Origin of the sequence: Pseudomonas sp. B1(2018), assembly GCF_003097365.1 — a bacterium.
GTDB lineage: Bacteria > Pseudomonadota > Gammaproteobacteria > Pseudomonadales > Pseudomonadaceae > Aquipseudomonas > Aquipseudomonas laurylsulfatiphila.
This window is the reverse complement of record NZ_PYUK01000010.1, coordinates 63,344-79,556: the sequence shown is the minus strand read 5'-3', so window position 1 is coordinate 79,556 and position 16,213 is coordinate 63,344. Positions and strand designations below refer to the sequence as shown.

At 64.9% G+C, this 16,213-nt stretch carries 3 protein-coding genes; all 3 read right to left on the bottom strand.

The genetic code is table 11. From position 1 onward, the window contains the following. Positions 1–8: 8 nt before the first annotated feature. Positions 9–974, bottom strand: coding sequence for an alpha/beta hydrolase (locus C9422_RS17180; protein ID WP_116581478.1), 966 nt, complete (start codon positions 972–974; stop codon positions 9–11). Between the two features lie 333 nt (positions 975–1,307). After that, positions 1,308–13,115, bottom strand: a complete 11,808-nt coding sequence (locus C9422_RS17175; RefSeq protein ID WP_116581477.1) for a non-ribosomal peptide synthetase — start codon at positions 13,113–13,115, stop codon at positions 1,308–1,310. Next, positions 13,112–16,210 (bottom strand): amino acid adenylation domain-containing protein, encoded by a 3,099-nt coding sequence (locus tag C9422_RS17170; RefSeq protein ID WP_116581476.1) that lies wholly within the window; start codon positions 16,208–16,210, stop codon positions 13,112–13,114. The genes C9422_RS17175 and C9422_RS17170 overlap by 4 nt, the downstream gene beginning before the upstream one ends. Positions 16,211–16,213 lie beyond the last annotated feature (3 nt).

The window sequence follows — 16,213 nt, the reverse complement described above, 5'->3', positions numbered from 1 at the left end:
CCCACAAATCAGACCAGGCTTTCGCTGATCTGCGCCGCCAGTTGCACCAGCATCCCCGGCACCTCTTGGACCATTTCGCCCATGCGCGCAAAGTCGTGGGTCATACCGGCCTTTACCTCCAGCACCAGGGGTTGCCCCGCGGCCCGCAGTTTTTCGGCCCAGGCCAGGCCTTCATCGAGCAATGGATCGTACTCGGCCAGCCACAGCACCGTCGGCGTCAGGCGTTGCAGGCCTTCGGCGTACAGCGGTGAAAAACGCCAGTCGGCACGATCCGCTTCGCTGCGTTGGTATTGCTGGTAGAACCATTCCAGCGTGGTGGCTTCCAGCAGATAGCCTTCGGCGAATCGCTCCAGGGACGGGCGTTTTTTAACCGCATCGATCACCGGGTACAGCAACACTTGCAGGCGCGGAACAAGCGGCCATCCCAGCGGGTCCTGGGCCATGGCGATGCACAGCGATGCCACCAGGCTGCCGCCGACGCTGTCCCCTGCCAGCGCAATGCGCCTCGCGTCCAGTCCCAAGGCTTGAGCACCGGTAACAGCCAGCCAGCGCGTCACGTCTTCGGCATCGTTGTAAGCGGTGGGGAAACGGTGTTCCGGCGCCAGTCGATAATCCGCCGACAACACGGCAAATTCCCCTGCCAGCGCCAGACGCCGGCACAGGGTGTCGTGGGAATCGAGGCTGCCCACCACGTAGCCGCCGCCATGGAAGTACAACAACACCGGGCGCGGCTCGCCGTCCGGTTGCGCTTTGGCGTACAGCCGCGCATTGAGCACATACCCGTCCCGCGCAGGAAGGCTGACCGCCGTCACCGTCAATGCGCCCATCGGGGTGGCATCGAGCAACTGCGATGTCTGTTCGAATTGCTGCCGGGCTTCGCCAGGCGACAGCTCGTGCATGGGTTGGCTTTTGCCGCTGAGGCGGCCGAACTCGGCCAGTTCCAGAAAACCTTCGATGTCCGGGTGCAGTGCCATGGGCGGTAGTCTCCAAAAAATAAACAGGCTTGCCCTGGTAAACGAACCGGGAGGGTCGTTCATTAGGGCTCAATGAAGATCCTCCCAAGCCGAACGAAAAACCTGTGGCGAGGGAGCTTGCTCCCGCTGGGTCGCGAAGCGGCCCCAAAACCTGTGATCGCGGTTAGCCAGACATACCGCGTTGTTCGGGTTTGCGACTGCTTCGCAGCCGAGCGGGAGCAAGCTCCCTCGCCACAGGCAAACCCAAAATCACAGGAAAGCCCCACATCTCAGGCAAGCCCCTGACCACAGGCAAGCCCCACATCACAGGCAAGCCCTCCACAAGTGATCGGCTTAGATCAGCGGCACCACCTCCCGGCCAAGCAGCGCCACCACCGCATCCAGGCACTCATCCTGCTGCAGGATATCGAAGTGCCCGGCCGTCACCGTTTGCACCTCACGCAGCCGCGGTTGCTGGCGTTCGAGCGTGGCGCGTTCGGCCGTCGGGTTGCCATCGGCCCACCAGCAATGCAGCCCGGCTTGCGGAATCGGCAGGGTGTCGACCTGCCGCGACAGGGCCTTCAAGCGTGTGCTGACCATGAACGTCTGGGCCAGCTCATCGGCACCGAGCAGCGCGTAACCGCTGGCCTGATCGCTTTGGCTGTCGATCACCGCGCGAATGATCCGCGCCACGGCATCGTGGTCCCCCGCTGCCTCGGTATTCAGCGCCCGGGCGATCACCTCGCCATCCATACCCAAGGTTGCACCGAGGAACTCGGCCAGATCCACACGCCACTCATCCGCACTGGCAACGGCATTGGCCTGGGTCGGTACAAAGCTGTCCACCAGACCGACGAACGCCACACGCTGGCCCTGCTGTTCGAACAGCTCACTCACCAGCAACGCCAACGCCCCGCCCAGCGACCAGCCCAATACGTGGTACGGCCCCTGGGGTTGTCTGGCGCGGATCGCCTCGACGTAGTCGGCGGCCATCTGCGAAAGCGAAGTGTCGTGCCACTGCCGGTCGAGCAGCATCCGGCATTGCACGCCGTAGACCGTGCGCTCACCGTCCAGGCGCCGGGCCAACGGCTCGTAATCGAACACCGTGCCGAAACCGGCGTGCAGGCAGAACAATGCCGGCTGATCCGCCACCAGCTGATTGAGCAGCAACAGCGATTGCGGGCTCTGCCGCACGGGCTGCTCATCGACACCGGACAACCCGGCAATCGTCGGCTTGGCCATCATGTCGCGCAGCTTGATCTGGAAATCCGGCGCGTTCAGCGCACGCACTTTCGAGATCACCTTGAGGGTACGCAGCGAATCACCGCCCAACTCGAAGAAGTTGTCGGTGATACCGACCTTCTCGATGCCCAGCACCTGTTGCCAGATGTCCGCCAGCGCCCATTCCAGCGGCGTGCGCGGGGCCACGTAGTCGCGGCCGGTGAAGGCCGGATCCGGCAGGGCCCTGCGGTCGAGCTTGCCGTTGGGCGTCAGCGGGAAACGCGGCAGCACCACGACCTGCGTCGGCACCATGTAGTCGGGCAGGCTTTCGCGCAATGCCGCCTGGCAACGCGGGCCGAGGCCATCGTCTTGTGCCGCCACCACATAGCCCACCAATTGCGGCCCCTGGCCGTTGTCCCGCACGACCACCAGCGCATCGTTGACCCCGACCTGCTCGCGCAAGCGGGCTTCGATTTCGCCCAGTTCGATGCGGAAGCCGCGCACCTTGACCTGATGGTCGATGCGCCCGACGTAGTCGAACACGCCATCTTCGCGACGGCGCACCAGGTCACCGGTGCGGTACAGGCGCCCGCCTTCAGGGCTGAACGGATCGGCGACGAAGCGCTCGGCGCTCTGCCACGGATGACGATGGTAGCCACGCGCGACACCCCGTCCGCCGATGTACAGCTCACCGACCATGCCCACCGGCAGCGGGTTGAGGTCCATGTCCAGCACGTGCAGGCTGCGGCTGCCGACGCGTTGGCCAATCGGCGCGTACATTGCCTGGCAATGGCCGTCGGCGGCGATCTTCCACAGCAGCGGCGTGACCACGGTTTCCGTCGGGCCGTAGCCGTTGACCAGGTATTGCGGCTTGAGTGTGTGCTTGACCCGCTCGAACGTGGCGTCCGGCACCGCATCGCCACCGAAGCAGTAGATGCGCACCGGCGGCGGATCACCGCCCTGCAGTTCGGCGTGCTCGGCCAGTTGCAGCAGGTACGCCGGGGGGAAGCAGGCGACGCTGATGCGCTGGCGGTGCAGCACAGCCAGGGTCTGCTCGGCGGTCCACAACGTATTGTCACGAATGACCAGGGTCGAGCCGCTGATCAGCGCGGTGATCCAGCGTTCATGGGCGCCATCGAAGGCGAACGACATGAAGTGCAGTTCGCGATTGCCCGGGTCCATTTCGTACAGCTCGGCGATGGCCTGTACATGCATGCTCAGGGGGCCGTGGGCGACCGCGACGCTCTTCGGTTTGCCGGTCGAACCGGAGGTGTAGATCAGGTAGGCCAGTTGCTCGGCGTGCACAGCACATTGCGGTGCCGGCACCTCGACGTCGAGGTTCAATCGGTCCACCGCGACCATCGCCGTGCCCGGATTCAACTGCGCTGTGTCGCGCAGCCGTTCCTGGGTCAGCAGCAGGCGCATGTCGCTGTCGGCCATCATGTAGCGCAGGCGTTCCTGGGGGTATTGCGGGTCCAGCGGCACGTAGGCGGCGCCACACTTCATCACCGCCAGCAGCGACACCACCAGCTCCAGCGAACGCTCCATGAACACACCGATCACGTCCTCGGCCTGCACGCCTTGTTCCAGCAGATGCACCGCCAAGGCATCGGAGCGTCGGTCCAGTTCGGCGTAGCTCAGGTGCTCGGCGTCACGGTCGGCATAGCTGAGCACCAGCGCCGTGTGATCCGGTTGCAGTCGCGCACGCTGACGGATCAGCTCGTGCACCGGTGTCTCGTCACCGTCCGCCACCACCGGCCGTTCGCCGTCCAGCGCCCGGCCTTCGTCCAGGGTCAGCAGGCCCAGTTCGCCGACGGCACGCCCGGCGTCGTCGCACAGGCGCTGCATCAGGCTTTCCATGTGGCCGCGCAGGGTTTCGACGGTCGCCAGATCGAACTGGTCGCGCTGGTGCATGTACTCGATGCGCAGCCCCTCGTCGAGGCTGACCATCAGGTCCATGGCGAAGCTGGTCAGGCCGAAGTCGGACACGTCTTCGAAGCGCAGCGAGTCGCCGTTCCATTCGCGCAGGGTGCGGTCCACCGGCTGGTTTTCGAAGACGATGATGCTGTCGAACAACGACTGCCCGCCCTGCCCGGCCCAGCGCTGGATATCGCTCAGCGGGGTTTGCTGGAAGTCGCGGATATCGAGGTTGCAGGCCTGGATCTCGCGCAGCCAGTCACCGACGCGGGCCTCGGTCGGCACGCTGTTGACCACCGGCAAGGTGTTGATGAACAGCCCGAGCATGTTCTCGGAGCCGTTGAGGGTTTCCGGACGCCCGGACACGGTGGCGCCGAACGTCACCGTGCGCTGGCCGGTGTAGCGCTGCAACAGCAGCAACCACGCGGCTTGCACCAGGGTGTTGAGCGTCACCTGCTGTTGCTGGGCAAAGGCCTGCAAACGCGCAGTCTGCCCGGCACTGAGGTGCGTATAGATCGCGTGGTAACCCGCTTGCGGCGCCTTCACCGGCAAGGCGCGGGCCAGGTGCGTGGCGCCTTCGAGGTTGGCGAGTTTGCCTTTCCAGAACGCCTCGCTGGCCTCGGCGACTTGCTGGCCGAGCCAGTCGATGTAGTCGCGGTAGGCGGCCACCGGCTCGTGCTCATCGCCGCTGTAATGGCGCAGCACTTCACCGATCAGGCGCGACACGCTCCAGCCGTCCATGAGGATGTGGTGGTACGTCCAGATCAGGCGATAGCGGTCGTCTTCCAGACGCACCAGCAACAGGCGCAACAAGGGCGCGCGATTGAGCGAGAATCCGCGCTCGCGCTCCTCCAGGGCCAGTTGGCGGACGCGTTCAGGCTGATCATCCAGCCCGCGCCAGTCCAGCTCGGTCAGCAGTGCAGGCGCATCGCGCCGCACCACTTGCAGCGGTTCCTTGTCGCCTTCCCAGAGGAATGCGGTGCGCAGAATCCCGTGACGTCGGGCAGCATCGGCCCAGGCCTCGCGGAAACGCGCACCGTCAACACCGCGTACGCCCACTTCGATCTGGTTGACGTACAGCCCCGAATCGCCGTCCTGCACCGAGTGGAAGAGCATGCCCTGCTGCATCGGCGACAGCGGATAAACGTCCTCGACTTCGTCCGCTGTCAGTTCCAGCGCCTGATATTGCGCTTCACTCAGCTCGATTTTTGCTGCCGGTGCAACCACAGTCGGCACGGCTTGATCCGCCGCGACGGGTTGGGCGACCGTGGCCAGTTCGGCGAGGGTCGGATGGCTGAACACATGCTTGGGCGAAATGCTCAAGCCGGCCTTGCGTGCGCGGCTGACGGCCTGGATCGAGACGATGGAATCGCCGCCCAGTTCGAAGAAGTTATCGTGCATGCCCACTTGCGGCACTTCGAACAACGCCTGCCACACCGCTTGCAGCGTCGCTTCCACGGCATTGCGCGGCGCAACGTATTCGCGTACTTGCTGGTCCGGCTGCGGCAATGCGCGGCGGTCGAGCTTGCCGTTGGGTGTCACCGGCAACTGATCGAGCAGCAGTATGTGGCTTGGCTGCATATGCTCGGGCAGCGCCTTGCGCAGGTGTTGCTTGAGTAGCTCAAGGTCCGCATGACCGACAACGTAAGCCACCAATTGCTTGGACTTGCCAACGTCCAGGGCGATCACCACGGCTTCGCGCACCTGTGGATGCTCCAGCAGGCAGGCTTCGATTTCCCCCAGCTCGATGCGCAAGCCGCGGATCTTCACTTGATGGTCGATGCGGCCGACGTATTCGATCACGCCGTCCTCGCGGTAGCGCGCCAGATCGCCGGTGCGGTACAAGCGCTCGCCCTGCTCACCGAACGGGCTGGCGACGAAGCGCTCGGCGGTCAGGTCCGGACGGTTGTGGTAACCACGGGCCAGGCCGATGCCGCCCAGGTACAGCTCGCCCACACACCCCTGCACCTGCGGTTGCAGGCTGTCATCGAGGATGTAGGTCACCAGGTTGGCAATCGGATAACCGATCGGCACGCTGAACCCGCCGTCATCGACACAGGTCCAGTGGGTCACGTCGATCGCCGCTTCGGTCGGGCCGTACAGGTTGTACAGGCCGACGTCCGGCAGGACGCGGAATAGGCTGTGCTGCAAGTCTGCCGACAAGGCTTCGCCGCTGCACATGATCTGCCGCAGGCTGGCGCAACGCTCGAAGCCTTCGCCCTGGACAAACGCCTGCAACATCGACGGCACGAAATGCAGGGTGCTGACCCGGTACTGCTCGATCAGGCTGACCAATTGCGCCGGATCGCGATGAGCACCCGGCTCGGCCACGGCCAACCGGGCGCCGGTCATCAGCGGCCAGAAGAACTCCCAGACCGACACGTCGAAACTGAACGGGGTTTTCTGCAAGACGGTGTCGCGCCCGTCCAGCGGATAGGCGCCCTGCATCCACGCCAGGCGGTTGTACAAGGCATCGTGACGGTTGGCCGCGCCCTTGGGTTTGCCGGTGGAGCCGGAGGTGTAGATCATGTAGGCCAGCGATTGCAGCTCGACCACGCAGGGCAGGTTTTCGTCGCTCAGCCCTTCGAGCAGCGGCGCCATGTCGTCCAGGCAGATTGACGTGGTGGCGGCCGGGATCGGCAACTGCTCAAGCAGATGCCGCTGGGTCAGCAGCAGGTGCACGCCACTGTCGTCGAACATGTGCTCCAGGCGTTCGCGCGGGTAGTCCGGGTCCAGCGGCACGTAGGCGCCGCCGGCCTTCATGATCGCCAGCAAGCCGATCACCAGTTCCAGCGAGCGCTCGGCAGCGATGCCCACCAACACTTCGGCGCCCACACCCTGGCGGCGCAACAGGTGCGCCAGTCGGTTGGCCTGTTGGTTGAGCTGGCGATAACTCAGGGTCCGGCCGGCAAACACCAGGGCCGGGGCCTCCGGGGTTTGCAGCACCTGGGCTTCGAAGCACTGGTAGACCGGGCGCACATCCGCCCAGTCCTGCACCGTGCGGTTGAAGCCTTCGACCTGCTGCGCCGTTTGCACGGCATCGAGCAGGCTCAAGCGCCCCAAGGGTTGCTGTGGCGCGCAAACCATGGCATCGAGCAAGGCAACCAGCCGCGAACTCAAACCTTCGATGGCCTCGGCACTGAACAGCGCCGCGTCGTAGTTGAAACGCAGGTCCAGGCATTCGCCCAACTCGGCGGCAATGGCCAGCGGGAAACTGGTCTGGTCGTGGTTGCTGATGCCGGAGAATTTCAGCGCGCTGCTGTTGCCCTCTTCCAACGCTTGCGCCACCGGGTAGTTTTCGAACACCAGCAGGGTGTCGAACAGCGCCTCACCGGAATGACCGGCCCAGCGCTGCACGTCCGCCAGCGGCGTGTACTCGACTTCGCGCAACCTGAGGTTGAGCGCCTGGACTTCATCGATCCATTGGCTGACCGTGCGCTCGGGGTGCGGCGTGGCGATCACCGGCAAGGTGTTGATGAACAACCCGATCTGCTGCTCGATGCCTTGCAGTTCACTCGGACGCCCCGACACCGTGGCGCCGAACGCCACCGTCGACTGGCCGGTGTAACGCTGCAATATCAACAGCCATGCGGCTTGCAGCAGGGTGTTGGGCGTGACGCGGGCCTGGCGGGCGAACCCGCTCAGGCGCTCGGTGGCCGCGCGGTCCAGGTTGAGGTGCAGGGTGCGATGACCGCTGCACTGTCCTGCAACCGGCCCCGGCAAGGCGCTGGCAAGGCGGGTCGGCTCGGTGAAGGCGTGCAATTGCTCCAGCCAGAACGCCTCGCACGCAGCGCGGTCACGGGTGCCCAGCCAGCTAATGTAATCGCGATAACGACCGACGCTCGGCGCGGGCATGATTCCGCAATACCGTTGCAGCACTTCGCCGAACAACTGAGAAGTGCTCCAGCCGTCCAGCAGGATGTGGTGGTTGGTGAAGATCAGGTGATGGCTGTCATCGGCGGTCTGCACCAGGGTCAGGCGCAGCAGTGGCGCCGCCGTCAGGTCGAAACCGCGCAGGCGATCGTCCTCGGCCAGTCGCTCCAGCGCGTGCGGCAGATCAGGCCGGTCGCGCCAGTCGAGCAGGGTCATCGGCAACGTGGCGTCGGCCAGGATCACTTGCAGCGGTCGCGAGCCATTGCTTTCGCTGAAGAATGCCGCGCGCAGCACTTCATGGCGCGCCAGCGTCTGCTGCCAGGCGTTGCGGAACGCCTCGACGTCCAGCCCCTGCACATCCACGCGCATCTGCGGCACGTAGGCACCGGTATCCGGGGCGAACAGGCTGTGGAACAACATGCCTTGCTGCATCGGTGACAGCGGCAGGATGTCTTCGATGCGGCTGGCCGCCAGCGGCAAGGCATCGAGTTGCGCCTGATCGACGCGCACCAGCGGTACGTCGCCCGGGGTCAGGCCACCGGCACCGCTCAGGCAATGCTCGATCAGCCGTTGCAACTCCATGGCATAGGCATCGGCCAGGTGCTGCACGGTTTGCGCTTTGAACAGGTCGCTACTGAAAGTCCAGCTCAAGCGCAGTTGGCCAGCGTAGACCTGGCCGTTGATGCTCAGGCCCTGGTCCAGCTCAGTCGAGGCACCCTGCTCGGCGCCGCCGCTTTCCTTCGCCGGACGCCACGGCGCCTGCTCGTCGAAGCTGGCGTCGAACTGGCCCATGTAGTTGAAGGTGACCTGGGGTGACGGCAGAGCCTCAAGGCCAACGTCGGCCAGATAGCGCAGGATGCCGAAGCCGATGCCTTTGTCGGGCACGGCACGCAGCTGTTCCTTGACCGCCTTGATGCTCGCGGCCAGGTCGTCGGCCGGGGTGAGCTTGACCGGGAAAATCGAGGTGAACCAGCCCAGGGTGCGGGTCAGGTCGATGTCGTCGAACAGGTCCTCACGGCCGTGGCCTTCCAGTTTGACCAGGGTCGACGATTGACCGGTCCACTGGCCCAGCACCCGCACCAGTGCCGTCAGCAACAGGTCGTTGACCTGGGTGCGGTAAGCCGCCGGGGCGTCTTGCAGCAGTTGGCGGGTCAAGGTGCTGTCGAGCACGGTTTCCACGCTGACGGCGTGCCGGCTGGCCAGGCTGCCTTGCGGGTTGTCCGCCGGCAGTTGCACCGCGACATCGTGATATTGGGCTTGCCAGTAAGCGGCTTGCTGCGCCAGCGCCGGGCTTTGCGCATGACGTTGCAAACGTGCGGCCCAGGCCTGATAGGCGCTGGTCTTGGCCGGCAGGCGCAGCGGCTCGGCCCGACGTGCCTGAGCGTAAGCGGCTTGCAGGTCTTCGAGCAGCAGACGCCAGGAAACGCCGTCCACCGCCAGGTGATGCACCACCAGCAACAGGCGCTGGCCTGCCGTGCCCATGTCCACCAGCAAGGCACGCAGCAGCGGGCCATCCTGCAGGTTCAGGCTCGCCTGTGCGGCATTGCACAGTTCAAGCAGTTCATCGGCATCGGCGGCTTGGCGCTGCCACAGTACATCAGCGCTGCTCCATTGTTCTGCTTGCGCCTGTTGCCAGACACCATCGACCTGATGCAAACGCAGGCGCAATGCATCGTGATGTTCCAGCAACGCCGCCAGCGCCTGTTGCAGGCAGCCGCTGTCCAGTGGCTCGCGCAGCTCCAGCAATACCGACTGGTTCCAGTGATGACGAGCCTCGATGTGTTGTTCGAAGAACCAGTGCTGGATCGGCGTCAGCAACACGTCACCGCGTACCGGCCCCTGATCGATGAGCAGCCCGGCGCTGCGCACGGCGACCTTCGCCAGGCTTTGCACGGTCTGGTGCTGGAACAGGTCGCGCGGGGTGATGCGAATCCCGGCCTGACGCGCGCGGCTGACCACCTGGATCGAGATGATCGAGTCGCCGCCCAGTTCGAAGAAGTTGTCATCAATGCCTACGCGCTCAAGCTTGAGCACGTCTTGCCAGATCGCCGCCAGCTCGGTTTGCATGTCATCCATTGGCGCGGTGTACGCCTGTTGCGCCAAGGCCGCATCAGGCTTGGGCAGTGCGTTGCGATCCAGCTTGCCGTTGCTGGTCAGCGGCCAGTGCTCGAGTCTGATCAGGTGCGCCGGCACCATGTAGTCCGGCAGACCGCCCTGCAAATGTTCGCGCAGGGACTGGCGCAAATCCTTGTGGTCGTTGGTCGCGGTGAACCACGCCACCAGTTGCTGGCTGCCGTTGACCTGCGGTGCCAGGACCAGCGCCTGCTCGATGGCCGGATGGCTTTGCAGGCGGTCCTGTATTTCCCCCAGTTCGATGCGAAAGCCACGGATCTTCACTTGATGGTCGATACGCCCGGCGTACTCGATGCTGCCATCGGCGCAATATCGCGCCAGGTCACCGGTGCGATACAGGCGCGCGCCCGGCTCGGCGGCGAACAGGTCCGGCACAAAGCGCGTCGCGGTCAGGTCGGCACGCTGATGATAACCCCGGGCCAGACCGGCACCGCCGACGTACAGCTCACCGACGCAACCCTTGGCCACCGGGTTCAGGCGCGGGTCGAGCACGTACCAGCGCAGGTCGGCGATCGGCTCGCCCAGCGGCGAGCTGTTGGTGCCATCGAGGTCGGCGCGGGACAGCGGGCGGTAGGTCACGTGCACCGTGGTTTCGGTGATGCCGTACATGTTGATCAGCAATGGCTGCCGGTCGTCGAAAGCGTCGTACCACGGCCGCAGGCTGGCCATTTCCAGCGCCTCGCCACCGAACACCACGTAACGCAGGGCCATGCCTGGCGCGTTGGCGCAGGCGAACGGCATCAACTGGCGGAAGGCCGAGGGGGTCTGGTTGAGTACCGTGACACCTTCATCACTGAGCAAGCGGGCGAAGTCTTCCGGGGAGCGGCTGACCGCGTGCGGCACGACCACCAGCTTGCCGCCGTAGAACAGCGCGCCAAAGATTTCCCATACGGAAAAGTCGAAGGCATAGGAATGGAACAGGCTCCAGACGTCGTCCGCATTGAAACCGAACCAGTGCCCGGTGGCACTGAACAGGCGGGTCAGGTTGCTGTGGGGCAGCAGCGTGCCCTTGGGTTTGCCGGTGGAGCCGGAGGTGTAGATGACGTAGGCCAGGTTCTGCGGGCTGGTCAGGTTCGGCAGGTTGTCGGCGCTGGCCTCATCGAGCCAGTCGCTGGCGTGATCGAGGCAGATCACTTCAATGCCTTCGTTCAACGGCAGGCGCGGCATCAGCGCCGAATCGGTCAGCAACAGGCGTGTGCCGCTGTCGGCGAGCATGTAGGCCAGGCGATCCTGCGGGTAATCAGGGTCCAGCGGCACATAGGCGCCACCGGCCTTGAGGATCGCCAGCAGGCTGACGATCATCTCCAGCGAACGCTCCAGGGCGATGCCGACCAACACGTCCGGGCCGACCCCGCGTTCGCGCAGACGATGGGCAATGCGGTTGGCGCGGCTATTCAGTTCGGCGTAAGTGAGGGTGATGCCCTCGCAGGTCACGGCAATATTGTGCGGGTGCGCGTCGGCCTGGGCTTCGATCAGTTGATGGGCGCACAGGGCATTCGCAGCTTCTGTCGTGTTGATTTCAGCACTGCGATTCCAGTCCAGCAAGGTGGCCTGCTGTTCGGCAGCGTCGAGCATGCCCAGGTCGGCCAAGGCCACACCTGGGTCGCTGCAGATGGCCTGCAACAGGTTCAGCCAGTGGCGGCCGAGACGCTCGATGGTCGCGGCGTCGAACAGTTCGGTGGCGTAGACGAACGACGCGTGGATGCCCTCGTCGCTTTCGACGGTGTCGAGCATCAGGTCGAACTTGGTGGTCTTCTCGTCCCAGATCAGCGGTTCGACACTCAGGCCCGGCAAGTCCCAGCGTTGCGGGTCGCCACTGTCGCGCTGGTGGTTGAACATCACTTGGAACAGCGGCGTGTGGCTCAGGCTGCGCTCCACGCCCAGGCCATCGACCAGTTGCTCGAACGGCAGGTCCTGATGGGCCTGTGCGCCGAGCGCCGCAGTCTTGGCCTCGGCCAGCAATTGCACAAACGGCTGGTCGGCTCGGGGCTGACTGCGCAGCACCTGGGTGTTGACGAAAAAGCCCAGCAGGTTTTCCACGTCCTGGCGGGTGCGGTTGGCAATCGGCACGCCGACGCGGATGTCCTGCTCGCCGCTGTAGCGATGCAACAGCGTCTGCAACGCTGCCATCAGCAGCATGAACAGGGTGCAGCCTTCGCGGCGGGCCAGCTCGCGCAGTTGAGCGGTCAACGCAGCGGGAATGTTCAGCTCGACGCTGGCGCCCTGCTGGCTCGGGATCGCCGGGCGACGGCGGTCGGTCGGCAGGTTCAGCGGTGGATGCTCGTTGCCCAGCTGTTCGCGCCAGTAATCGAGCTGGCGCTCGGCTTCACCGGCCTCCAGCCACAGGCGCTGCCAGCGGGCGAAGTCGGCGTATTGAATGCCGGGTTCCGGTAGTTGCGCGGCCTGACCGGCACTCAATTGCCCGTAGACCCGGGTGAATTCCTGCAACAGGATCGGCAGCGAGCCGCCATCGGTGACGATGTGATGGAAGGTCAGCACCAGCACATGCTGCCGGGCATCGAGGCGGATCAAGCGGCAGCGCATCAACGGGCCGTGCTGCAAGTCGAACGGCTGCTCGGCGTTGAGAGCGATCTGGCGTTGCAGTTCGATGTCGTCGGCGGCACTGACCTCGACCAGCGGGGTGTCCATCTGCGGGTGGATGTGCTGCAGCACTTGCTGTTCGTCGAAGACGAACGTGGTGCGCAACACCTCATGACGTTGCACCAGTGTCGCCAAGGTCTGCGCCAATGCATCGCGGTTCAGCTCGCCATTGAGGCGGAAGGCACCGGTCAGGTTGTAGGCCGTGGCCTGGGGCTGCATCTGCCAGAGGAACCACAAGCGCTGCTGCGCGTAGGACGCCGGCAGCGTGTCGACGGTGCGGTCCCGTGGCGGGATCGGCAGCAATTCCAGGGTCAGCCCCTGAGCGTGCATCTTTTGTTGCAACGCGCGCCGGGCGTCCGCGCTCAAGCCGCAGAAACGCTGGGCCAGGGTCATCATTCTGTCCGGTGCAGCACTCATTGCGCGTGTTCCTCATCCACTTCGTCGAACAACGCTTCGAGGGCGTCTACGTCGTTTTCCTGGTGCTCACTTTGCTGGCGGAACTGCTCGATCTGCGCCGCCAGGCGTTCCAGGGTGTCGCCGTCGAAAAACAGCTTGAGCGGGATCGCCAGGTTCAGTTCGTCCTGAATCCGCGCGCGAATGCGCGTGGCCAGCAGCGAGTGCCCGCCCAGTTCGAAGAAGCTGTCGTGCACACCGACGCGCTCGACATGCAGCGCTTCGGCCCAGATCGCCGCCAGGGTTTTTTCCAGGTCGTTGCGCGGCGCGACGAAGGCGCTGCGACGCACATCGAGATCGAGCAAGGCCTGGCGATTGAGCTTGCCGTTGGGCATCAGCGGGAAACCTTCCAGCACCTGCAAGCGCGCCGGCTGCATGTGCTCGGGCAGCGCCTCGGCCAGATGGCTGCGCAATTCGTTGAGGCGGATGTCGGCGGTGTCCGCCGGGGACACCACGAAGCCCAGCAGTTGCGGGCCGGTCGGGGTTTCCCGGGCGATGACGGCGGCGTCCTCGATACCCGGCGCGCTGCGCATGGCCGCTTCGATTTCGCCCAGTTCGATGCGGAAGCCGCGGATTTTCATCTGGTGATCGACCCGGCCCAGATACTCCAGCACGCCATCGGCGCGATAGCGCGCCAGGTCACCGGTGCGGTACAGACGTTGGTCCGCCGCGTTCGCGAACAGGTCGGGGACAAAACGCTCGGCCGTCAGCGTGGCACGCTGCAGGTAACCCCGGGTAATGCCGGCACCACCGACGTAGAGTTCACCCTCGACGCCCACAGCCACCGGTTGCAGGTCCGGGCCGAGCACGTGAATGCGCATGCCGGCTATCGGCTGGCCGATCGGAATGCTGTCGGCGTCCTGGCCGAGCGGCAATTCCCAGGCCGAGCACCACACGGTGCCTTCGGTCGGGCCGTATTCGTTGACCAGTGCCACCCCTGGCAATGCCTCGCGATGTCGCTGCACCAGGGCGTTGCTGCAGGCTTCGCCGGCAACGATGACGCAGGCCAGGGCCTGCTGATCGAGGTGTTCGAGAATCTGTGCGTGGTACGACGGCAAGGTCAGGTAGTGGGAAATCTCTTCGCGTTGGATCAGCGCCGCCAGTTGCGCCGGATCCTTGTAGCTGTCCTCGTCCGGCAGGCACAGGGTCGCGCCCTGCCCCAGCGCCCAGAAAACCCCGGCCACCGAGCTGTCGAAGGAGAACGACGAGAGCATCAGGAACGCGCGCAGCGGCTGGCGATAGAACCCAGTGCGCGCCAGGGTCGAGGCTACGGCGTTGGCATGACTGATCATCACGCCCTTGGGTTTGCCAGTGGAACCGGAGGTGTAGATGACGTAGGCCAGGTTGGCGCTGTCGCCCTGAGGCGCAGGTTCGGTTTGCGCGGCGGCCCAGACCTCGGCCCCCGGCATCAGGGAAATTATCCGCTCATGACCCAATGCGTCCGGCAGCGGCTGGCAGGCCAGCAGCTGGCGCGCGCCGGTATCGGCGAGCATGAACGCCAGGCGCTCGATCGGGTAGTTCGGGTCCAGCGGCAAGTACGCAGCGCCGGCCTTGAGCGTACCCAACAAGGCAATGACGATTTCCAGCGAGCGCTGGCCGTAGACCGCGACGATTTCATCTGCCGTCACGCCTTGGGCGCGCAAGGTATTGGCCACCTGGTTGGATCGCGCATCCAGCTCGGCATAGGTCAGGCGCTGACCGTTGATACTCAGGGCGATGCGTTGTGGATACAGGCGCGCCTGTTCGCTGAACAATTCCTGCAGGAAACGGCATGGCAAGGCCTGCCTGGTGGCGTTCGGGTTGAAGCCCTCGACCAGGCGGGTCAGTTGTGCCGCATTGAGCAGATTTGCCTGAGCCAGGGTCAGCTCGGGCGATGCCAACAATTGATGGCTGAACTCGACAAACTGCTCCAGCCATTCGGCCAGCATCGACTCCGGCAGCGCACCGTCGAGACACGACAGCTGCAACTGCTCGCCCTGGACACGCAGGCGCAGGACTTCGGGGTTGGCGTCGTCTACCTCGATACCGGCTTCGATGGCGGCTTGATAGACGAAGCCGTAACGCAGCGGCGCGGCGCCTTCGGCGCTCAGTTCGAACTCGTTGAGGCAGTCGAGCCAGGACAGCGACTGCTCAATGCTGGCCGCAAAGGTGGCCAAGGCTTGCGTCAGTGTCTGCTGGCTACGGTGCTCGAAGGCCACCGGCAGACGCCGGGCGAAACGGCCGAGGGTGGCGGCGGTCTGCTCGTTGCGACCGTCCACTTGCCAGCCCATCAGCAGTTTTTCCTGTTGGCCGATGCGTGCAACGAACGCGGTCCACAGCAACAGCGCCAATTGCTCCGACTCGACGCCCGCTTCAACAGCGGCCCGTTGCACGCCAGCCAACCATGGGCCGTCAATCAAGGTGGCCTGACGACGGACCAAGGTGACATCGAGCGCTTTTTCGAAGGGCAAGCGGTGGGCCACGGCGAACTGCTGTTGCAGGTTGCGCCAGAACGCGGCGCCCTGGTGACCGATGTCTTCTTCGCGCAGCTCTTCCTGCCAGGCGCTGTAGTCCAGGTATTGCAGCGCGTCCTCGTCTTCGAGCAGGGTTTCGCCGCGCAACAGACTGGCGAGTTCAGCCGACAGCACCCGCAGCGAGTCCTCGTCGAAGCTGCACGCCGGGGTCAGCAGAGTGACGATGGATTGCCCTGCTTCACCCTTGACCTGTGCCACCACCAGCACTTGATTCGAATCTTCAACCAAGACTTCACGGCTGCGGCTCAAGGCCCCGGCCACCGAAGGCTGGTCGCCCAGCACTGTCAGTGGCAGCGCTTCGCACAGGCTCTGCACCGGCCACTTCATGCCCGGTAAGCGGCGGTACACCGTGCGCAGGGTTTCGTGACGCTGGCCCAGTGTCTCCAGCGCCACACGCAATGCCCGGGCATCCACCGGCCTGGCGAGCGGCAATGTCAGGGCGGCGAACAGCGGCTGGGCACCCAGTTCCTGGACGCGCAAATAAAAGGCCTGCTGGGCCGAAGTCTGGAAGACGTCTACCGAAGGTTCGAGGGCGGTGGTGTTCATGTC